The sequence below is a fragment of the Candidatus Avelusimicrobium alvi genome (assembly GCF_958451995.1).
GTDB classification, from domain to species: Bacteria; Elusimicrobiota; Elusimicrobia; order Elusimicrobiales; family Elusimicrobiaceae; genus Avelusimicrobium; species Avelusimicrobium alvi.
Map to the genome: position 1 here is coordinate 12733 of NZ_CAUDSG010000013.1, position 21442 is coordinate 34174.

The window sequence follows — 21442 nt, forward strand, 5'->3', positions numbered from 1 at the left end:
ATGTTGAAGGATTATTTGATGCGCCTCCGGGTACGTCGGATATTGTTAGTGTAAGCGCGTTTGGACAAAATTCAACCCCTTGGCGGTTTAGCGCACAAAAATAAAATTTGTTACTATATACATAAGCGGAAGAACGCCGGCTGTTTTTCCGCCCGGGGCCGCAAGGTTCCACAATTTGATGCTGTTTTTGGAAGCCCGTATGTAAGGACGGGTTGCGCTGCAGTTCGCAGCACAAGTCACTCCAAAAACAGCCGTTTTTAAACGCAATACAAACGGCCTAATTACCCGCTTGTGTTGCGTTGAATGCTCCTTGCCATATTTTTATATGGCAAGCGAGCTACGGCTGTTTGTTTCTGGGTGCGTGACTTGGCTCGGGACAAATAGCCGTTTTTTGTCCTTTCTTGTCCTTCGCGGGCGTTACAAGAAGCCCGCTTCCCGCTTATTATTTCTCCGATAGCTTCTTTGGTTTGTATCCGCTTGACGGCGGAAGTTTTTCGTCGGGGCGCTGCGTCATTTTCCTCCGCCAAGAGGTGGCGTCGCTCCGCGGACGTTTCCGCGCGTCCTTCCGGGCGCGCGGAAACTGAAGAACATACGGGAAGAATACGCATATGATGATAGATATTTGTTTTGCGTCCGATGACGCTTACGCCCCTTTTATGGGAGTGGCGATACAATCCGTGCTGGCGCATGCCGCGCCGCAGGATTTTATGCGGCTTCATATTTTAGATAACGGTATCAGTGCGCTGAATAAACAGCGCATCGCCGCCTTGCGCGGCCGTTACCCGGCATTTTCTGCGGCGTATTATCCGGTGGATGCGGCATTATTAGAGGGCCTGCCTGTGGTTAATTCTCATTTAAGCCGCACGGCATACGCGCGCTTATTTGCGGGGCGGCTTCTGCCGCGCTTTGTGCGGCGCGTCATTTATTTGGATTGCGATGTCTTTGTCCGGGCGCCACTTACAGCACTGGCGCGGCTGGATTTGGGCCGGGCGCTGGCGGGCGGTGTGGCGGATTTGGGCGTAATGGAAAAAGCCCGCGCGGGGCTGCACCCCTGGCCGTATGACAAGCAAACATATATCAATTCCGGCGTACTGCTGATTGATTTGGCGCGCTGGCGCGCGGAAGAGGCCGAGCAAAAATTAATTGCCTATATGCGCGCGCCGGAATATGCGCTGCAGTACGAGGATCAGGATGTGCTGAATTTTGCGCTGCGCGGCAGAATTAAAACGCTTTCGCCCCGCTGGAACGGACAGATGTTTTGGGGGTGCCGGGCCTGGAACCGCCACCCGGATATTGGCCGCTTGCGCCGGGTGTTGCTTACCTGCCCGGTGGTGCATTTTGCTTCCCCGGCCAAGCCGTGGTTTGCAAAAAGCGGCTGGCATAAGAACAGCAAAGAATACCGGCGGATGATGGAAAAGTCCCCCTGGGCGGGGAATATGCAGCCCGTCGGCGCGGCGGAGGTGCTGGGGCGTCTGTTTCGCTACCTCAAAATTCATCCGCTCTGCTGGCTGAAGCCGGGGTTTTATCAAAACTTGTATTGGGAGGGCATATGCGCCCTGCGGTAATTTCCCGTATGGCCCAGCGGCTTATGAACAGTATCGCAAAACGCGCGGCAATGATTTATTCTTCATGCCGTTTATGTTTTGCCCGCCGGGAACATACTCCCGGGGTGTTGTTTGTTTCATATGCCTTTTTAAGTAAAGGCGGAGTGGAAAAGCGCGTGCGTCAGTACGCCCCGGTGTGGCGTAAACGCGGCTATAAAACATATATTGCCGCCCGTCGGGGGGGGGGGTAGCCTGTCCGAGATAGATTTGCTTCTGACGGCGTCTTTGCGCTATAACGAGCGTTTGCTTTTATGGTTTATAAAAAAGAAAAATATCCGCGCGGTGGAGTGGCAGGCGGGCGGCTGCGGCGGTCCGCCGTTTGACCCGGCGCATTTAAAAAAATACGGCGTGCGTTTTGGCGTTGCGGTGCACGCTTCGCGCGCCGGGTGGAATTTTGATTATCTGCGTCAGGCAGGTTATGTGCTGTGCGCGAGCGCCGTGCACGGGCGGCGGGTGCCGCTGCTTCAGTTTGCGCCGGTACTGCCGAACGCGCTTGCCTATAAACCCGCCGTGTGGAAATTCGGCGGACAGCAAACGGCTGTTTTTATTTCGCGTTTGGCGGCGGACAAAGTGCCGTCTTTTGAAGCGTTTATTGAGCTGTGCCGGAAAGGGAACATCCCGTTTGAACTGGCGGGCGGACTGGCCGGGAAAGAAGCGCGCGCGGTCAAACGCGCTCTTCAGCAACAATACGCGTTGGCCGATAAAGTTTTCATCGGCGAAGTGGACACGCAGGAATTTTTAACGCGTCGGGCCAAGCGGTATTTGTTTGCGGGCGGCGTGGGCCAGGTGATTTTGGAAGCGGGGCAGCTGGGATACCCGTGTTTGGTGTGCAGCGTGCGCGGGAGCGGATTTGCTTTTTTTGCGCGGCGGGACCGTTTTCGCAAATTATGCGGATGCAACTGCGCTCCATTTTTTGAAGAACATATCCGTTTATTTGCCGCGGATATCCGGCGCGTGCGGGAAGACTTGCGGCAAGTGCGTTCCGGCAACACAGCACGCTTCCTGCTGGCGCGGGAGATTAATCAATCCTGCGCCCTGCAAACGGAACTGGAAAAATACGAACGGATAATTTTTGGCGGGAAATGAAAAATAAAAAAACGACAAGAGGCGCAAAACGCTGAGGCACTGCGTGATGTCGTACAATGCGAGATGCGCCCCTTTTGCGTCGAGCGGTTGGCCCGCGCAAAAAATTGAGATGTATGCGCGCGGGACCGCGTTCCGATAAAACACCCCGCGCTTACGCGGGGTGTTTTAAATCCTTGGTTTATTTAGCGTTTACCATTTTAGCTCTGGAAATATCACCCTTCTTGTCCAAGAAGTAGAGATATCCTTTTTCTTTTTTGATACCGCATTTTTCTATTTTTTTCGGTTTGCCGCCTTTTTTGCCGCCTCTGGCCATTTGAACGCGGGCGATGTCGCCGTCTTTATCAATGTAGTAGAGGAAGCCGTCTTCGCGGTCCATCCCAACTTTAAGTACTTTTTCTGCCATGTGGATAATCCTCCTTTTAAGGAAAACAGTCTTACGACAAAAGTCTAATAAAAATTGCCGCACTTTGCAAGAGGTTTCTTTCGTCGGGGCTCCCTCGGAGGGCCCCGCGGGCCGTACGCGTACCGGGCCCCTCCGAGGAGAAAACCCCTTTCTTCCCTATATTGTATAGGGAAATGGTATAATCAAAATATATCTGCCTAAGGGGACCTTATGTACTTAAAAGCTATTGAAATCATCGGTTTTAAATCCTTTGCGGAAAAATCCCGCCTGGACTTTGAGCCCGGCATCACCTGCGTGGTGGGGCCGAACGGGTGCGGTAAATCCAACGTGATTGATTCCGTTCGCTGGGCCATCGGCGAGATGAGCTGGAAGTCCCTCCGCTCCGCTTCCATGGTAGATATTATTTTTAACGGCACCGCGCGCCGCGCCCCTTTAAATATGGCGCAGGTCAGTATGGTGTTTGACAACGCCTCCCGCCAGCTCCCGCTGGATTTTAATGAAATCACCGTCAGCCGCAAAATTTTCCGCTCCGGCGAAAGCGAATACTTTTTAAATAAGGTGCAGTGCCGCCTGCGCGACATCCGCGATTTGTTTTTAGACACCGGCATCGGCGGCGAAGGTTACGCCATTATTGACCAGGGCGGCGTGGAAAGCGTGCTTTCCGCCTCGCCGGAACAGCGCCGCGAAATGTTTGAAGAAGTGGCCGGCGTTTCCAAGTATAAGGCCAAACGCGAAGAATGCATCAAACGCTTGGAACGCGTGGACCTGGATCTGGCCCGCCTGGCCGACACCGTGGCGTTAATTGACGAGCAAATCAAAAAGCTGGACAGCGAAGCCAAAAAAGCCCGCCTGTACCAAAAGTACCGCGAAGAACTCAAAGAGAGCGAAATCGCCATTTCGGTCTGCTCCATTAAAGAAGCTGACGCGTTAATCGCCAAACACACCGGCGAGCTGGACCCCGTGGTGCGCAAGCTGGAAGATTTGGAAGCCCGCATCTCCGCGCAGGAAGGCGCGGCGGCGGCCCTGGATTTAAATTTAACGCATAAACAAAAAGAAGCCGCCGAATTTAACGAAAAAATTTCCGCCAGCAAATACCAGGTGGGGCTGTTGGAAGGCGCCATTAAAAACTGCGACAATCTGAGCGCGGAACTCACCGCGCAGATTGCGTCCTCCGGCGCGGAAGCGCAGCGCGGCCAGAGCCGCCTGCAGGAGCTGGCGCCCGCGATTGCCAAACTCAAAGAACAGCTGGCCGCCGTATCGGCGGAGCTGACGCCGCTTCAGGAAAATTACAACGCCAAAACCGCCGCCGCGCAAAAACTGGAAAACGATTTGCGCTCCGCCGAAGCGCAGCTGCAGCGCGCGTCGGGCGAGCTGATGACGCTGGTGCAAAAACAGATGGAAGTTTCCAACCGCATCTCGCTGGAAGAATCTTCCGCCCAGCGCGAAAACGAAGATTTAATCGCCGCCGAAAAAACCAGCCAGGCGCAGGCCGCCGGGCTTGCGGGGATTCAAAAAAGCCTGGAAGAAATCACGGCCCGCGTGCAGGCCAAGCGGACGGAGGCGGACAACGCGCGCCAGGCTATCGCGGCGGGCGAAGAAGAAGTAAAAAAACTCCAGGCCGGGCGCACCGCGTTAAACGAAAAACTTTCCGCCGTTAAATCCGCCCGCGCGGGTTTGGCGGCCAAGCTGGAAATGATTCAAACCCAGGGCAAGAACGACCCGTATTGGGTGGGCGCAAAAACCGTCAGCGAGAGCGGCCTTGCCGGCGTGAAAGGCACGCTGAGAAAATCCCTTAAATATCCCGCCGCGCTGGGCGTGGCGGTGGAAGAAGCTTTCGGCAAATACTTGGACGCCGTCCTTTGCGACAACGCTTCCACCGTGGAGCAGGCGCTTGCCCTCTTAAAACAACACGGCAAAGCGCGCGCCAAATTTATCATTCTTTCCGAAGTGCCGCAAACCGCGGCCGCCGGCGCGGAAGACGCGCTTAAAAAACAGCTTTCGTACAAGCCGGAGCTGGAAAATCTGGTCAATTTTATTATCGGCGGGTATTCGTATAAAGAAGGCGCGGTAAAGGGCGGCTTCTTTGTGGGAGGCGGCGCGGAGGACGTGCGCGCGCCCGAAGCCTATTGGGGCGAAGAAGAAACCGTGCGCGGGGAGCTGGACGCCAAAGCCGCCGAAGAAGAAACGATTTCCAACGAAATTATCGCCAATTACGACGCGCTGACCAAGGCGGATGAAGCGTTGAAGCAGTTGCGCGCCCAGTCGCAGGAAGCGGTGCTGGCGTTAAACTCGGTGCAGAACGAACGCGCCAACAAAGAACGCGAACTGCGCTCCACGCAGGAAGCGCTGGAACGCGCGGCCGCGCGCAAGCGGGAAATCACCCTGCGCGTAGACAGCCGCCGCAAAAACGCCGAAACGCTTAAACAGAATTTAGAAGAGCTGAAAAAACGCCACGCGGAAGCGTCGGCGCAGGGGGAAGAATTGAAAAAATCCCAGCTGACGCTGCGCGAAGACGCCGAAAAATTAAAAGGCGAAATTAACGCGATGAGCGCGGCCCTGTACGAAGTAAAAATCAAAAAGAACAATGTGGAGCTGGACCTTAAATCCACGGAGTACGAATTTAACAGCCTGACCGACAGCGAAGGCAAACGCAATGAAAAAATCGCCTCTTCCAACCTGCGTTTAAAAAGCCTGGCCGAGGAAAAACTGTCCACCGAGGCCAAACTGTCCGCCGAGCGCGACAACCTGGCCAAGCTGGAAGTGGACGAACACAAAATGCGCGCGGACCTGGAAGCCCTGAAAAAGGAATTTGACGAGAAAACCGCCGCTTTAAACGCGTGCAAAAAGGAATCGTCGGAGCTGACGATTAAAAAGAACGATTTGGAAAACGCCCTGTCCAACGCGCGCCGCCAGCGCACCACGGTAACGAACAATTTGTTTGAAAGCTGGAACATCACGCCCGAAGAAGCGCAGATGAATTACGGCGACAAGACGGTGGATTACGAACGCGTCAAAATGATGCGAAAGCGCATTGAAAATATGGGCGCCGTGAATATGACCGCGCCCGAAGAGTACGACGCGCTGACCCAGCGAAACACTTTCCTGCGCACGCAGATAGCGGACCTGGAAAGCGCGAAGAAAGATTTAAAATCCGCCATTAGTAAAATCAACCAAACCACGCGCGAAAATTTCAAATACACCTTTGAACAGGTGCGCCTGCATTTTAAAAACATTTACCAGACGCTTTTCCGCGGCGGCGAGTGCGACCTGGTGCTCACCCAGCCGGAAAACCTGCTGGAAACCGGCATTGAAATTTACGCGCAGCCCCCGGGCAAAAAACTGCTTAACATCACTTCTATGTCCGGCGGCGAAAAAACGCTTACGGCCATGTCTTTGCTGTTTGCGTTCTTTACGCACAACCCGGCCCCGTTCTGCATTATGGACGAAGCCGACGCCGCGCTGGACGAAGCCAACGTGGAGCGCTACGTCAACCTGATTAAAGAATTTGCCAAAACCACGCAGTTTATCGTGGTTACCCACAATAAACGTACGATGGAAGCCGCGCGGATGCTTTACGGCATAACGATGGAAGAAAGCGGCGTTTCTAAAGTGATGTCCGTCAACCTGGCCGAACGCGCCAGCCCCGAAGACGTCAAAAAGAAAGAAGCCATTGAGGCGCTGGCGGAGGCTTAATGCTTATCGGCGTATTTTCCGACGTACACGGCAATCTGGAAGCGCTGGATGCGTGCCTGGAGCGGTTTAAACGGGAGGGCGTATCCTCGTTTATTTACTGCGGGGATATGATTGGCTACGGGCCGGACCCGGAAAAATGCGTGCGCAAAATCGCTTCGTTAAATTTAGCGGCCTGCGTGCTCGGCAATCACGACGCGGTGTTCGTCCAGCCGGAGCTGGAAGCTTTCTTTAATTACGACGCCAAAGTGGCGCTGGACGCCAGCAAAGAAATGATGAGCGAAAAATCCGTGCGGTATTTGTCTTCCTTGCCGGCGGCGGCGCACGGAACGGATTTTACCGTCGTGCACGGCACCCCCGCGGACCCCATTAAAGAATACTTTTCCAGCTGCGCCCAGTTCCGCTCCAATTACGATTTGTGGCAGGGGCACGTGTGCTTTGTGGGCCATACGCATCTGCCTTTTTACATCAAGGGCACGCCGCGCGCCTGCGCCATTTACTTAAATAAAAAAGAAGACGCGGCCATCCGCTTAAACGACAAAGCGCGCTACATCATTAATCCCGGCTCCGTCGGTAAACCGCGCGACAATAATCCGCGCGCGTCGTTTGGCATTTGGGACACGGAAGCCAAAACCTTCCGCTTTATCCGCCAGCCGTACGATTTCCGCCCGACGCAGGAAAAAATGGCGGAGCGGAAATTCCCGTCCTTTTTAATAGACAGCCTTTCACTGGGTTTATAAGTTTTAAGCACCGTAAAAAACCGCGCTTTCGGGCGCGGTTTTTGTATATGGGAGAGCGTACCATCAGCCCGCTTTGTTTTTGCGTTTCGCCCGCCGGGCGGCCAACCCTGTGCCGGCGGTAATGCACAGCACAAATTCAAACGGCGCGCGGAAACGCGCGTAGGCCCCAAAGAACGTGGAGCCGATTCCCCAAAAATATAGGCAGTAGAGGGCGAGGAAAAACGTTTCCGCGCGGCGCATTTTCCACAGCGGGAAAAATCCGCCTATACCCAATAAGACCACGATAAACACCTGCCCCGCCGCCAGCGCAAACAGGCTTTTGGAAAATAAGCCGTTCAGCCGGTCCGTGTGTACGGCGGAGGTGTGGTTAAGCATTTGGCCGTCTGGCTCTTCGGCAGGCCCGGCGCCGAGCAGGCGCGAGAAATGTACAAAGTTGGCGCCGAACAGCGTTTTGCCCGCCCAGAGCGGGGCGCGGGAAAGTTTATATAAAAAGCTTTCGCGCAGTAAGGGGGCGGCCATCGCTTTGTAAATGCGGGCCTGGTGCGCGGGCGGCAGGGCGTCAAACCCCGGCGGCAGGGCTCGCTGCAGCATATCGTGCGCCTGCGGCACGGTCAGGTTGAATTTCCGGGCCAGGTAATCTTCGTTCCAAATATACAGGTTGTACGCTCCCACCGTGGTAAAACCGCTGAAACCGGTTGTAAGCGCGTTGCGTGCCTGCCAGGCTCCCGCGAGTACGGCAAGCGGCAGAACAAACGCCAACAGCAGTTTTTTGGCGGAAAAACGGACCATCCCCGAAGCGCAGAAACACGCCAGCGTGATGACGGCCGCAAACATAAAATAATACGCCGCCGGGCGCACATATACCGCGGCCGCTAAAAACAAAGCGGAGCAGAAAAGGTCCTGCGTGCGCGGCGCGGCAAAAAAACGGATGATAAAATACACAAACCACGCGAGCAAAAACGCGCATAAGACTTCGGTCAATACCGCAAACGAAAGGGAAAAATACAGTACGCTGACGGCGCAAAATCCGGCGGCCCAGCGCGCGGCGGTGCGGCCGGAAAGCTGGCGGGCCGTCAAATAGACCGGAATAAGAAGCGCGAGCGACAGCAGGTTCTGCGCCAGCGCAACCGCCCAGGTAAGGTTATGAAATACCAGCTGTATGAGGGCCAAAAAGAACGGATATCCGGGCGTGCGCAGGAGCATGGGCGCGGCGGAGACCGCCTCCCACATAGAGCCGTACTGCAGAAAAGTCTGCGCGGGGTAGACATACGTCAGCGAGTCGGGAAACGCCAGCACGGCTTCGCCCAGCGGGTGGAAGAAACAAATGCATATAAATGCCGCGGCTTTGACAAAAGCGAGCGCGGAAAAAATGTACCAGAAAACACGGTCTTTATAAAAAGGCATATGTTTATTATATGAAATGCCCGTGCGCGCCGCTATCCCGAATGCGGGGAGCGGGAATTGTGCGGGGAAATAAAATGCGCCCGCAGCATTTTTCCGCCATCAAAAAACCCGCCGAAAGGCGGGGAATAATTTGCTGTTTCGTTTCGGCTTGGTGCGCCCTCCGCGCTTTATCGGAGCGAAACGCGCCTGCGACATTTTTCTGCCATCAAAAAACCCGCCTTTCGGCGGGTTCTATATTTTTAAAATGGTGGACCTGACAAGGATCGAACTTGCGACCTCCTGCATGCCATGCAGGCGCTCTCCCAGCTGAGCTACAGGCCCTTAATTGCTACATCAATATTATAACAGTTTTTCTAAAAATCTGCAACTGCCGCAACTGATTTTTTTGCTCCGCCCCGTGCGGCCCGGGCGTAAAAACCCCGCCCGGTTAAGAGCGGGGCTTTTTATTTAAAACGCTTAGAAGCGGCCCATAATTTTTACGCTCGCTCCCCAGCCCTGCATCTGGCCTACCAGGCCGAATACGGACAGGGCGGTTTTTACCGGGACCATAGAGTCCGACGCGTCGTAGGTGAAGGATATTTTCCCTTCGCCCGTCAGCCCTTTTAAGGATGCATCGTCAATCTTGTGGCCGTCCAGCGAGGTTTTGCTCTCGCCGTCAAATTCATAAATGCCGGCCGCACCCACGATGGGCTGGAAGTGCCAGAGCATAAAAGGCAGCTCGTAGTCGGCGCCGAATTTGCCCACGAGGCTTTGCATCGCGTCAAAGGTCAGGTCCTGGCCGAGGTTGTCGGTTTTGCTTTCTTTGTCTTTGCGGGCGTAAGAAAGTCTGCCGTAGACGTCCAGCCAGCCGAAATCTTCCACGAATCCGCCGCCGATGCCCCAGTACAGCGCATCATATTTAAAGTTGGACTGCAGCGCGCTGGAATTAAACTTCGTTTCCTGCGTACCGAAGCGGCCCTGCACTTCCAGGCGGCCGGTTTCGCTGTAGTTCCACGCCGCAAACAGGCCGCCGGCGTAAGAGTTTACTTTACCGTCCGCGCGTTTGGGGAAGGTGTCGTAATCGCCGTAGGCGTATTGGCCGAAGAAACCCGCGAGGGTGGAGTCGGTAAATTTATGGTACATACCTGCCTGAGCGACGGCGGTGTACATATTAAACCCGCTGCCGGTTTTGTATTTCGTGTCTCCGTATTCACCGGTGAGGAAGGTGTTGTTTTCGTCGTTTGCTTCAAACGCGGTGGAGATCACTTCGGACAGACTGTCATCGCCCGCCGTGGTGAGCGCCAGGCCCGCCAGCGCGGCCTGCGCATAGGGTTTGGCGTTGGTCTGCGAGAAACCGCCCGTCAGCACCCAGTCCAATCCGGAGCCGTTCACTTCTTCTTTAAGCGTATATTCGTAGGCGCCCAAAGAACTCTGTTCCATTACAATCTGGGAATCGGCCGAAGTATTGGCGATGACGGTCGTTTCCACCTGCGGCTTGCCGTTAAGTTCAAAGGTGGCAAATACCTGCTGGGAAGGGGCAAAAGTGATATTGGAATCATTGCCGATGATGGACGTTTCCTGGAAGTTTTTGTACTCGCCCAGCGTGCCCTGGTAATGGCTCAGGACCAGCTTGTTGCCGCGGTAGATGGTTTCGTCATTATTATCGCCCACATAACCGCCGTAAATCGTGCCGGTTACGGTGGTGTTGCCGCTTAAAATAACCGTGTTGTTGTTGGCCCAGGATTCAAAGGTTTTGTTGCCGTCCGCATCCGTATACACTTGGGGGCGTTCGGTATAGCCGCCGTAAATGTCGCCGGTAACCTGCGTGTTGTGCAGGGCAATGGTATTGCCGGAGGCGCGGTCCACGCCGCGTTCTTCTTCCGCCGGGCCGTTTTCCGGATCCGGGTTTGCGTCGGCTTTGAACATCACATAGCCGCCGTAGATGCTGGCGTTGACGGTGGAGTCGGCGATTGCGACGGTATTGTTCTGCGCCGTATGACCGATGGATTTCAGGGCGACTTCGCTGTCGGTATCACCCTCGGCCGGGGACTGGGCTTCGTTTACCACAAATCCGCCCATAATGTGGCCGCTGCCGTTAATGACGGCGTTGGAAATGGCAACTTTGTTGCCTTCGGTGTTGCCCGCTTCGTTCCACGAACCCGCAATAAAGCCGTTGGTAAGCTGATAGGTCGGCTCCGTATTGGTGGCGGTGGTAACGGTAACCTTCTGGTCCGCCGTACCGCTGATGATAACGGTGTTGTTGGAGTGGCTCGTGGCCACGCCGCGCAGTACTTCGGGTTTGGGGTCTTCGGTGCTGGTGCCGTCCAAAATGACGTCGTAGACACTTTTCGCGCCGGCGATATTGCCCGTCACTTGCGCGCCGTCGGTAATAACCACCTGGTTCTGGCTGGCGTTGGTGCGGAAAGAATTTGCGCCGAACACGCTGCCGTTTACGGCGGAAGAGGCACCTTTTACCGTAACGGAGTTGTTGTTGGCGGTGGATTTAATGGTGTCCGAATTTTCGGAGCGCACCCAGCCGCTGCGCGTCGTGGCGCCGATAAGCTGGCCGGTAACGGAAGAGTTTTCCACGTATACGCTGTTGTTGTTGGAGTATACGCCGCCGTTGCCGCCGATGGCGGCCACCGCGTCGGCCGAGTCCGACGCGCTGTTATAAAACGGAATCTTGCTGGTGCTGGCAACGGTGGAGTTAATCAGGCTGACGCGGTTGTTTTCCGCCGTGGACACGACCGCATTCGCTACGCCTTCGGTCTTCACTTCGCTTTGGTCGGTGGCAAAGCCGCCGATTAACTGCGCGTTGACGGTGGAGTCCGTTACGTTAATGCTGTTGTTGCTGGCGGCGTTGTAGTTATAGGTGCTGTCAAACGTTTCGGCAAGGGGGTCTTCTTCGTCGGCCGGGAAGCCGAAGTTTTTGCCCAGTTCGGAATAAGCGCCGTAAACGGTGCCGGAGGTAACGCTGCTGTTGTGAATGTTGACCGAGTTGCCGTTGGCCTGGTTGCCGTCCGCGCGTCCGCCGATGATGTCTTTGGTGTTGCTGCCGGAAGTCAGGTTGGTAATCGTGGCGTCCGTGATATTTACGGAGTTGTTGGAGGCCACGCCGGAGGGAAGGATGGTGTCCGGCGAGTCGCTGTCTCCGCCGACGAGGGAAACGTTCGTTCCCGTAGTGCCCGTTACGCTGACGGAGTTGCCCGTGGCGTTTTGGCCGATGGTGGCTCCGCCGGTAGCGGAAAAATTGTTCAGGCTTCCGCCGTTGATATTGACCGAACTGTTGGTAACCGATCCGTTCGGGGAAGAGTTGTCTCTGCTGCCCGATAAATTACTCGGGTTATTGATGGTCCGCACCCGCCCGTCAATGTTAAACTGGGCGGACGCACTGCCAAACAATCCCAGGCAGCATAAAGCCGTCAGAAATTTCTTCATTTATCCTCCGATTGTATAATTAAAAAATCAATATAATCCTATTATACAGAATTTATGAGAAAAGGAAAGCACTTTTCGGCGTTGTTTTCCGGGGCGCCGCAACGCGTAAGCCGGCTTTAAACTGAACAGCGGAATAAAAACCGGCTCCGCTTGGGGAATAAAAAAGGCCGGGCGAACCCGGCCCGGCCGAACAAAAGCGGTTATTTATAGCGGGATTGCAGCTTTTTCTCCCGCGCCAGCGCCTCTTCAAACGCTTTCTTTTGGGCGGGGGAGAGTTTTTCGGCCAGATGGGAGGCCAGCAGATTTTCCACAAACGCCACACTGCGGCCATAGGCCAGGGGTTCTTCCTTCTGCATATCCGAAGTGTCTATGGGGTGCGTCATTTTATAATAAGCGTGCCCGTAAATTTCATGCGCGGCGGCTACCGCGGCGGCGGCCAGCAGCTGTTCGGATGTGCGGCCGGCGGCCAGTACGTCGCTGATTAAAAAAATGTGAATGACGCGTTTGCCGTCTTTTCCCACGAAAGAAGTGGTGTACGCATCCGCATTCCGAAGAGACGAGACCGGTATGCCGTTGGCCTGCAGCTGGCGCGCCACATCGGCCCGGACGGCCACAATGACGTGTACGTCCCGCACGCCCGGATATTCGGCCTTGCGGATTTGGGCGAACGATTTTTGCCCGGGCGGCGGCACCAGTGCGGCCAGGCCCAGCGCGGTGTTGAACGCGTCCTGGCGGGAGGTGTCGTTAAAGTGCAGGGAAAAAAGCGGCGTTTGGGCCGCCAGCGCGGCCTGGGTGACGGGGCGTTCAAACCGTCCTGTAAAAAAAGGCTCCGCCCGCAAAGGACAGCTGCCGGCGGCCAGCATAAACGCCAGCCAGATAAAAAGAGTGGTTTTCTTCATATATGTACTGTAGCGGTTTACGGGCATACGCCGCAAGGGCCAAAAGGCCCAGCGAAACTTGGGCCTTATTGGAAAATTTAAGTATAATAGGCGTATGGAATCCATATATACCGACGGTTCGTATTTGCAAAGCAATCCCGGCTGGCACGGGCAGGACGCGCATTGGAAACTGATGCACGTCTTGCTGGCGTTGGAACGCGCGGGCGCGGCGGACCGTGTAAAAACCGTGTGCGACGTAGGCTGCGGCGCGGGGGAGCTGGTTAAAGAATGGGCGCGCCTTAGGCCGGATATGCGTTTTACGGGGTGTGATATTTCGCCCCAGGCGCACGCGCTGTGTTTAAAAGACGCGCCGGAAAACGCGCATTTTGTGCACGGCGGCCAGGTACAGGGCGAACATTTTGACGCTATTTTAGCCGTAGACGTGCTGGAGCATGTGCCGGATACGGATTCTTTTTTAAGCACGCTGGAAGCGTATGCCGATTTGCTGGTGCTGCACGTGCCGCTGGACTTGTCTTTTCGCAGCGTGGTAAAACCCGAAATTTTGGAAGAAGAACGCCGCACCGTGGGGCACATCCATTTTTATACGGCCGCTTATTTAAAACGTTTGCTGGCCGCGCGCGGTTACGAACTGCTCAGCTGGCACTATACCAATAAATATGTGGAACGCCCGCCGGAGCTGGCCTCCGCCAGGAGCCGTCTGGGGATGTGTATCCGCCGGGCGGCGCACTATTGTATGCCGCGCGCCTGGGCGGCGTTTCTCGTGGGCGGGTACAGCGTGATGCTGGTGGCGCGGCCGCGCAAGTCCTAAACTTATTCCCGATACAGTTGGCGAAGCAGTTTGATTTCCCGTGCGTAGCCCGCGAGGTCGTTTGGCGTTTCTAAGCAGAAAGGCAGTTGTTTTAACGCCGGATGATTGATGAGGCGCGCGAATGTGTCCGTTCCGATTTCGCCGGCCCCGATGGGGGCGTGGCGGTCTTTATGGGCGCCACGCGGGTTTAAACTGTCGTTTAAATGCACGGCTTTTAGGTGTTGGAGGCCGATTTGTTTGTCAAACTCGTTTAAAGTGCCGTCCAGCGCCGCCAGCGAATAGCCCGCGTCGTGCACATGGCACGTGTCCAGACAGACGCCCGTCTGCCCGTTTAATTTCACCCCGTCCAAAATCCGTTTAAGCTCGTCAAAACTCCGCCCGATTTCGCTTCCTTTTCCGGCCATCGTTTCCAACAGGACGGTCGTGTGCAGGCCGGGCGTTAAAATTTCGTTCAGCGTTTGGATAATCAGCCGGATGCCGGCTTCTTCCCCCTGCCCCACGTGGCTCCCGGGATGAAAATTATACAGGTTGCCGGGCAGGTATTCCATGCGCTCAAGGTCGTCCGCCAGGGTTTGCAGGGCGAACTCGCGCGTTTTGGGGTCGGCGGAGGCGGGGTTCAGCGTGTACGGCGCATGGGCGATAACGGGCGCAAAACCGTGTTCGGCAAGCAGTTCCCGCAAACGCTGCGCGTCCTGCGGGTCTATCTCCTTGGCGCGGCTGCCGCGCGGGTTGCGCGTGAAGAACTGGAAGGTGTCCGCGCCGATGGACAAAGCGGTTTTTCCCATGGCTTCAAAGCCTTTGGAGGACGAGAGATGACAGCCGATATGCAGCATGGTTATTTGGCCGCGTATTTGCGGATATCCGCCGCGAGCTGGCGTACGTCTTCTTCGCGCGTGGCCCAGCTGGTGCAAATGCGGATGGCGGTGCGGCTGCGGTCCAGGCGTTTGATGTGGGCGAAGGCGTAGTCTTCTTCCAGGCGTTTGACTATATCGTTGGGCATAACGGGAAATTGCTGGTTGGTGGGCGAATCGTAGAGAAACGTATATCCCGCGTCCGCGCACGCCCGGCGGATGATTTGGGCCATATCGTCGGCATGCTTGGCGAGTTTAAAATACAGGCCGTTTTCAAACAAGGCCAAAAACTGCAGGCCCAGAATGCGTCCTTTGGCGAGCATAGCGCCTTTTTGCTTCATAAAATAGCGGAAATCTTTTTGGAGTTTCGGGTTCACGATTACCACCGCTTCGCCCAGCAGAGCGCCCACTTTCGTGCCGCCGATATAGAACACGTCGCAGCAGGCGGCGATGTCCGCAAGCGTCAGGTCGTTGCCCGGGGCTTCCAGGCCGTAGCCCAGGCGGGCGCCGTCCATAAACAGGTACAGATTGTTTTCGTCGCACGCGCGGCGGATGGCGGAGAGTTCCTCTTTGGAATATAAGGTGCCGTATTCGGTGGGGAAGGAAATGTATACCAGCTTGGGCTGGGGGGCGAACTCCGGGTTGTCGTCCTGCCAGTGTTCTTTGCAGCAGCGGGAGATTTGTTCGGCGGTGATTTTGCCGTCTTTTTCCGCGGCGGTAATTACGCGGTGCCCGGTGGCTTCAATCGCGCCCGTTTCGTGTACGTTGATGTGGCCCGAATCCGCCGATATCACGCCCTGGTACGGGCGCAGGCACGCGGCGATGACGGTTAAATTGGTTTGCGTTCCGCCGGCTAAAAAGTGGACGTCCGCCTCCGGCGTGTTGCACAGGGATTTGATTAAATCGGCCGCCTGGCGGCAGTAAATATCCTGCCCGTAGCCGGGCAGCTGTTCCAAATTGGTCAGCGTGAGTTTTTCCAAAATGCCCGGGTGGGCGCCTTCGCTGTAGTCGCAGTTAAATCTGATCATAGGGGCCTCGTATAAAAGTGCCGAAAATAAGGTGCTCTTATTATATTTTTAGCAAATCCCGCGCCCGCGCACAATGGGGCGTTGGGAGAATCGGCTTAATGGGCGGCTTGGCGGTGCTTCCGGGCGCGCAGTTCGGCGCGGCGTTTGCGGAAAATGTCCAGTTTTGTATAGCGGATCATTAATACCGTATCAATCAGCACCATTACAAAGTTGAGCACATAGAGCCAGAAAACCCAGTCAAAATTATGCAGGATTTTGTGAATCATCCCGCAGACGTAGGCGAACTCTATGGTAATCATAAACAGGAAGCTTTTTCCTGCGGCGGTTTTGGTGCGCAGCGAACGGCTGATGTTAAACGGCCAGGCCAGCCCGAAACCCAACATCATAAGAGCCTCAAAAATACTCATATATTTCCTCCCGCGCGGCGGCGGAGCCGGCCAGCGGTTCTGGGCGCCGTTACTTATATTTTACCTCTTTTGGCGCCGGGCGGAAAAGGCGGTCAGGCGGTTTTTTGGGGGATTTGCTGTTGGAAGCGTTTTTGGCGCGCCTGGGCGCGCAGGGCGCGGAATTTATCCAGCTATTTTGGGGAGGTAATTTGCCGCAAAACTAGATTGCCGTGCCGGGTAGTATGTGTAAATTGTGCAAGAATTTAGACAATAAAAATCCCCAGCTTGTGGGCTGAGGATTTTTATTTTTACTACGGTTTTTACTACGCTATCGTCGTAAAATGGTGCCCAGTATAGGGATTGAACCTATGACCTTTCCCATGTCAAGGGAACGCGCTACCGCTGCGCCAACTGGGCTTAAATTTGTTTACTGTTACTGCTTATTTCCAGCGGGCGCGTTCCCTTGAGCGGGAACGGACTTTATGTTACCAGCGCTGCGCCAACTGGGCTTAAATTTGTTTACTGTTACTGCTTATTTCCAGCGGGCGCGTTCCCTTGAGCGGGAACGGACTTTATGTTACTAGCGCTGCGCCAACTGGGCTAAAAATCATTTATCTGGATGACTAATTACTACTTTTCTATTATAGCATAATCGTGCGGCGTTGGGAAAGAGCCGCCCGCCGCTCCGTCGGGCCGCAACATCCGCGGAATTTATTTAAAGCTCCAGGCGTTGCCGATTGTATTTTCAATATATTCCAGCAGTCCTTTGTGCAGTAAAATCCGTTTATTGGTGCGGATGCGGTGTATTTTCCCCGGGTTTTCTTTAGACGGCACTTCCAGGTACACCGTCGTCGTGCCGCGGGTCATATCCAAATAGGTTTTCAGTTTCTGCAGGCTGTTTTTCGGGTAATCCGCGGGAAGGCGCACGGTAAATTCTTTCGCCACTCCGGCGATTAAATCCGTTACGTTGCTTACGTCCTGCAGGTTCAGTTCGGTGCGCGCGCTTTCGTCGTCTACGCGGATGTCTCCCGAGAAGTGCAGAATCGCGTTGGGCGCCAGCTTGTGCGACATATTCGCATACGCGCGCGAAAACGCGTTGACCAAAATGGAACCCGTGCAGTCCTCAATCATCATCTGCGCCCATTCTTCTTTGCGTTTGTTTTGGCGTTTTTTAAACAGGGTGATAATGCCCAGCACGCTTAAACGGCCGCTGGCGCGCCCTTCCAAAATATCCGCAATCGGCGTACAGTGCAGCTGTTTTAAATTGTTTTGGTAGCGCGCCATCGGATGCCCGCTGAAATACAGCCCCAATACTTCTTTTTCATAGCTTAACAGCTCATTTTGCGTCAGCGGTTTGGCGTCCACGGGCGCTTTTTGTTTGACGCTGAGCACGGCGGAAAAATCATCCCCGAACAAATTGCCCGTATTCTTTTCTTTTTCTTTGGCTACCATGTGGGCCAGGTCAACGGCGTTGTCAATGCCGGCCAGAATGTTGGCGCGGGTAGTTTTGGGGTCCTGGCCCGGGGCCGTGCTGTCAAACGCGCCGGCCTTGGTTAAGCTTTCAATCGTTTTTTTGTTGACCTGAAACAAATCCACCCGGCTGCATAAATCTTCCAGCGATTTATAAGGGCCGTCTTTTTCGCGTTCTTTAACGATGGAAATACAGCCTTCCGCCCCGGCGTTTTTGATGGCTTCCAGCGCGTAGCGGATGCATTCCTTGCCGTCCACCGTTTCCACGGAAAATTCCGGCTGGGATTTATTTACGTCCGGCGGCAGAATTTCAAAGCCCATGCTGCGCGCTTCTTCCAGATACGTAACGATTTTGTTTTCTTTGTCGTCCGCGCCGATGGCGTTGTGGCCGATTTCGTTGGTCAGTGCGGCGCACATAAATTCAATGGGATAGTTGGCCTTTAAATAAGCCGTTTGGTAAGACACCAAACCGTACGCAAACGAGTGGGATTTGTTAAAACCGTACCCGGCAAACGCTTTCATCTGTTCGTAAATGTGCGTGGCCACTTTTTCGGAAATATGTTTTTCGCGGCAGCCTTCCACAAATTTTTTACCGAACTTTTCCATTACATCCAGTTTTTTCTTACCCATGGCTTTGCGCAGGGTGTCGGCTTCGCCGGGGGTGAATCCGCCCAGCGTTTTGGAGATTTGCATGATCTGTTCCTGATAGACCATACACCCGTAAGTGTCTTTAAGGGTTTCTTCCAACAAAGGCGTTTCGTAAACGATTTTTTCCTGACCGTTTTTGCGGCGCACGAACATATCCATCATGCCCGACTCCATCGGGCCCGGGCGGTACAGCGCCACCAAAGCGGATACGTCGCTGAACTGGGAAGGCTGCAGTTTTTTAATCAGGTCTCTCATCCCGCCGCTTTCCAGCTGGAAGATGCCCAACGTTTTGCAGGCGCTGAGCAAATCGTAGGTTTTTTTGTCGTCCAACGGGATTTTGTTGATGTCAAAATGGGGGTCGTGCCGGGCGCGTATCATTTTTTCGGCGTTATCAATAACCGTCAGCGTGCGCAGGCCCAAAAAGTCCATCTTTAACAGGCCAAGGTTGGAGCAGGGCTCTCCTTCAAACTGGGTGGTGATGGCTTCGCGCGAGCCGCGCGCCAGCGGCACGTATTCGGATACGGCTTCTTTGGTAATCAGCACGCCCGCCGCGTGAATACCCGTATGGCGTTTTAAGCCCTCAATTTTGCGCGCCATTTCAAACAGGCGTTTGCTTTGCGGATTTCTGTCAATTTCGTTTCGCAGTTCGTTGATTTCCAACGCTTTTTCAAGCGTCATCTTCGGGTCGTTGGGAATCATTTTGGCGATGCGGTTGGCTTCGGCCACCGGGATTTCCATGGCGCGCGCCACGTCTTTAAGCGCCAGTTTGGCCTTCATCGTTCCGAACGTGATGATTTGGGACACTTTGTCGTGCCCGTATTTTTGGCGCACATAGTCAATCACGCGTTCGCGTCCCGCGTCGGACATATCAATATCCAAGTCGGGCATGCTGACGCGGTCCGGATTTAAAAAGCGTTCAAACAGCAGTTTGTTTTGGATGGGGTCCACGCGCGTAATGTCCAGGCTGTACGCCACCAGCGAGCCGGCGCCCGAGCCGCGGCCGGGGCCTATCGGGATATCGTTGGCGCGCGCCCAGTTGATAAAATCCTGCACGATGAGGAAGTAGCAGTCAAACCCCATGGTGATGATGACGTTAAATTCAAATTCCAGCTGTTTCCAATACTCGTCGGGCACGTGGCCGTCCATCTTTTTGGTGAGGCCTTTGCGGCATAAATCTTTAAAGTATTCGGCCGAGCTTTTAAATTCGGGCGGAATATCAAAATTGGGCAGGATGAACCCGTGTTTGGGGAACTCCAGGTTGCATTTTTCCGCAATGGCGAGCGTATTGGCGCAGGCTTCGGGCGTGTGGGAAAAGAGCTCGCACATTTCTTCGGGCGATTTAAAATACAGTTCGTGCGACATTTGCATCCGGTGCGGGTCGTTTAAGGTTTTGCCCGTGGCGATGCAGACGTGGATGTCGTGCGCTTCCCAGTCTTCTTTTTTCTCGTAGTGGCAGTCGTTGGTGGCCACGACGGGGATTCCCGTCATTTTGGCCAGGTCTTTTAACAGCGGCAGGGCTTCCACTTCTTCGCGGATGCCGTGGTCCATCAGCTCTATATAATAGTTGCCTTTGCCGAAGATGTCCTCGTATTCTTTGGCCAGCGCGCAGGCTTTTTCAAACCCGCCTTCCATACGCACGTATTGGGAAATAAAGCCTTTTAAACAGCCCGACAGGCACAACAGGCCGCCGCTGTGTTTGGCTAAAATTTCTTTATCAATGCGGGGATGATAATAAAATCCGTCCACCCAGGCCATGGAATTGAGTTTCATCAGGTTTAAATAGCCTTCGTGGTTACGCGCCAGAAGCGTGAGGTGGCCGGTGCGGGATTTGTCTTTTTCGTTATATTTGCCTTCGGTGATATAGAACTCGCACCCGACGATGGGTTTAATGCCCGCGGCTTTGGCCGATTCGTAAAAATCCAGCGCGCCGTACATATTCCCGTGGTCCGTAATGGCCATGGCGGGAATGCCCTGCGCCGCAAGCCCCTGCAAAAAGCGGGAGGGCTTGTGGTTTTCGGATACGCGGAGCATACCGTCCAAAAGGGAGTATTCCGTGTGGTTGTGCAGTTGTACGAATTCGGCCATAAAATTGAAGTTCCTTTCTAAAAACGACGGACGGGCGAAGGTGTCAGCTTGCGCGCGGGACCGGGCGGGTCCAAATGTTATAAGATATGTATATGAAACATTATAGTAAATTAAAAGAGACAAAAATCTCTTCCAAAACGCTTTACAAAGGGGTCCTGGGCGTGAAGCTGGACGAAGTGAAACTGCTTAACGGCCGCACGTCCACGCGCCTGTATTTTGACCATCACGGCGCCAGCGGCATTCTGCCGGTGGAAGACGGCTGCGTGTACCTGGTGCAGCAGTACCGTTACCCCATCCGCCGGGCCACCTGGGAAATCCCGGCCGGCAAGCGCGAAAAGGGCCAAAGCTTTCCGGCCTGCGCCAGGGCCGAGCTTAAACAGGAAACGGGGCTGACGGCCAAGTCGCTTAAAGAAATTATGGTGTTTCACCCGTGCAACGCGTTTTCCAACGAAGAACAGCATTTGTATCTGGCCACGGGGCTGACGCGCGGCAAAGACCAGCCGGACGAAGACGAGTTTTTGAACCTGCAGAAATTTCCGCTGGAAAAAGCGTACAAAATGATGGAAAAAGGGGAAATCACGGACGCCAAAACCATTATTACCCTGCAATGGTATCGGTTGCACCACAAATAAATCCGGCGGGTTATGGATTGGAACAACGGGCAAGCGTTTTTGCCCGTTGTTTTTTGTCTAGTTAGGTTACGGAATTGCCTGCGGGTGTGGCTCCATTAGTCGGATGTGCCCGCATAAAGAACCGCCCCCCGGAAAACTTTTGCGTCCCCGCACGTTTCTCTCCCAAGTATCTAAAAGCACCGTTTATTGCTTTAGCCCTGGCCAGGCCAGAGCCCCAAGGCCCGGAGGGCCTTGACTCGTTTTTTTTTTTTGATACAGTGGGGGAGCGGTTGATTTTTGGCTGACTGGGCA

Annotated in this window: 14 protein-coding genes and 2 tRNA genes; 6 read left to right on the top strand and 10 right to left on the bottom strand. The window is 54.6% G+C overall.

What is annotated here, in order from left to right; translation table 11 throughout:
- Window positions 1-608: 608 nt before the first annotated feature.
- Window positions 609-1565 carry a glycosyltransferase family 8 protein gene (locus ACQY36_RS03910; protein ID WP_428077878.1) on the top strand — a complete coding sequence of 319 codons (957 nt, stop codon included), beginning with the start codon at window positions 609-611 and terminating at the stop codon, window positions 1563-1565.
- 282 nt (window positions 1566-1847) lie between these two features.
- Window positions 1848-2690 (top strand): hypothetical protein, encoded by an 843-nt coding sequence (locus ACQY36_RS03915; RefSeq protein WP_428077880.1) that lies wholly within the window; start codon window positions 1848-1850, stop codon window positions 2688-2690.
- A 178-nt stretch (window positions 2691-2868) separates the two neighbouring features.
- Here ACQY36_RS03915 and ACQY36_RS03920 read toward each other — a convergent pair whose 3' ends face one another.
- Window positions 2869-3093: a hypothetical protein gene (locus ACQY36_RS03920; RefSeq protein ID WP_428077882.1), complete on the bottom strand. Its 225-nt coding sequence runs from the start codon at window positions 3091-3093 to the stop codon at window positions 2869-2871.
- Between the two features lie 210 nt (window positions 3094-3303).
- Between ACQY36_RS03920 and smc the strand changes: the two genes are divergently transcribed.
- Both smc and ACQY36_RS03930 read left to right on the top strand, forming a co-directional pair.
- Entirely contained in the window at window positions 3304-6786 is a 3483-nt protein-coding gene (smc, locus tag ACQY36_RS03925; protein WP_428077884.1) for a chromosome segregation protein SMC, read from the top strand.
- The gene (locus ACQY36_RS03930; protein ID WP_428071149.1) at window positions 6786-7523 is read left to right on the top strand and encodes a metallophosphoesterase family protein; all 738 of its coding nucleotides are present in this window, start codon (window positions 6786-6788) and stop codon (window positions 7521-7523) included. Before smc ends, ACQY36_RS03930 begins: the two co-directional genes overlap by 1 nt.
- 63 nt (window positions 7524-7586) lie before the next feature.
- On the opposite strand, the gene ACQY36_RS03935 is transcribed toward ACQY36_RS03930, so the two are convergent.
- The 4 genes from ACQY36_RS03935 to ACQY36_RS03950 form a co-directional block, all read right to left on the bottom strand.
- The gene (locus tag ACQY36_RS03935) at window positions 7587-8927 is read right to left on the bottom strand and encodes an ArnT family glycosyltransferase (protein WP_428077886.1); all 1341 of its coding nucleotides are present in this window, start codon (window positions 8925-8927) and stop codon (window positions 7587-7589) included.
- A 245-nt stretch (window positions 8928-9172) separates the two neighbouring features.
- Window positions 9173-9248 (bottom strand) — tRNA-Ala (locus ACQY36_RS03940).
- 135 nt (window positions 9249-9383) lie between these two features.
- Window positions 9384-12344 carry an autotransporter domain-containing protein gene (locus tag ACQY36_RS03945; RefSeq protein WP_428077888.1) on the bottom strand — a complete coding sequence of 987 codons (2961 nt, stop codon included), beginning with the start codon at window positions 12342-12344 and terminating at the stop codon, window positions 9384-9386.
- A gap of 200 nt (window positions 12345-12544) precedes the next feature.
- Complete coding sequence (locus ACQY36_RS03950; protein ID WP_428071145.1) at window positions 12545-13243, bottom strand: hypothetical protein; 699 nt, start codon at window positions 13241-13243, stop codon at window positions 12545-12547.
- A gap of 94 nt (window positions 13244-13337) precedes the next feature.
- Here ACQY36_RS03950 and ACQY36_RS03955 point away from each other — a divergent pair, with 94 nt between their 5' ends.
- The gene (locus ACQY36_RS03955; RefSeq protein WP_428071143.1) at window positions 13338-14051 is read left to right on the top strand and encodes a class I SAM-dependent methyltransferase; all 714 of its coding nucleotides are present in this window, start codon (window positions 13338-13340) and stop codon (window positions 14049-14051) included.
- Between the two features lie 2 nt (window positions 14052-14053).
- Here the strand turns inward: ACQY36_RS03955 and ACQY36_RS03960 are convergent, their stop codons facing one another.
- The 5 genes from ACQY36_RS03960 to dnaE form a co-directional block, all read right to left on the bottom strand.
- Window positions 14054-14884 (bottom strand): deoxyribonuclease IV, encoded by an 831-nt coding sequence (locus ACQY36_RS03960; protein ID WP_428077890.1) that lies wholly within the window; start codon window positions 14882-14884, stop codon window positions 14054-14056.
- A 2-nt stretch (window positions 14885-14886) separates the two neighbouring features.
- Complete coding sequence (locus ACQY36_RS03965; RefSeq protein WP_428077892.1) at window positions 14887-15930, bottom strand: threonine aldolase family protein; 1044 nt, start codon at window positions 15928-15930, stop codon at window positions 14887-14889.
- Window positions 15931-16025: 95 nt separating this feature from the next.
- Entirely contained in the window at window positions 16026-16337 is a 312-nt protein-coding gene (locus ACQY36_RS03970; RefSeq protein ID WP_428057312.1) for a hypothetical protein, read from the bottom strand.
- A 321-nt stretch (window positions 16338-16658) separates the two neighbouring features.
- A tRNA-Val gene (locus ACQY36_RS03975) sits at window positions 16659-16733 on the bottom strand.
- A gap of 294 nt (window positions 16734-17027) precedes the next feature.
- The gene (gene dnaE / locus ACQY36_RS03980) at window positions 17028-20519 is read right to left on the bottom strand and encodes a DNA polymerase III subunit alpha (RefSeq protein ID WP_428077894.1); all 3492 of its coding nucleotides are present in this window, start codon (window positions 20517-20519) and stop codon (window positions 17028-17030) included.
- A 92-nt stretch (window positions 20520-20611) separates the two neighbouring features.
- Here dnaE and ACQY36_RS03985 point away from each other — a divergent pair, with 92 nt between their 5' ends.
- A complete protein-coding gene (locus ACQY36_RS03985; protein WP_428055951.1) occupies window positions 20612-21151 on the top strand; it encodes an NUDIX domain-containing protein in 540 nt (179 codons plus the stop codon).
- Window positions 21152-21442: the final 291 nt, after the last annotated feature.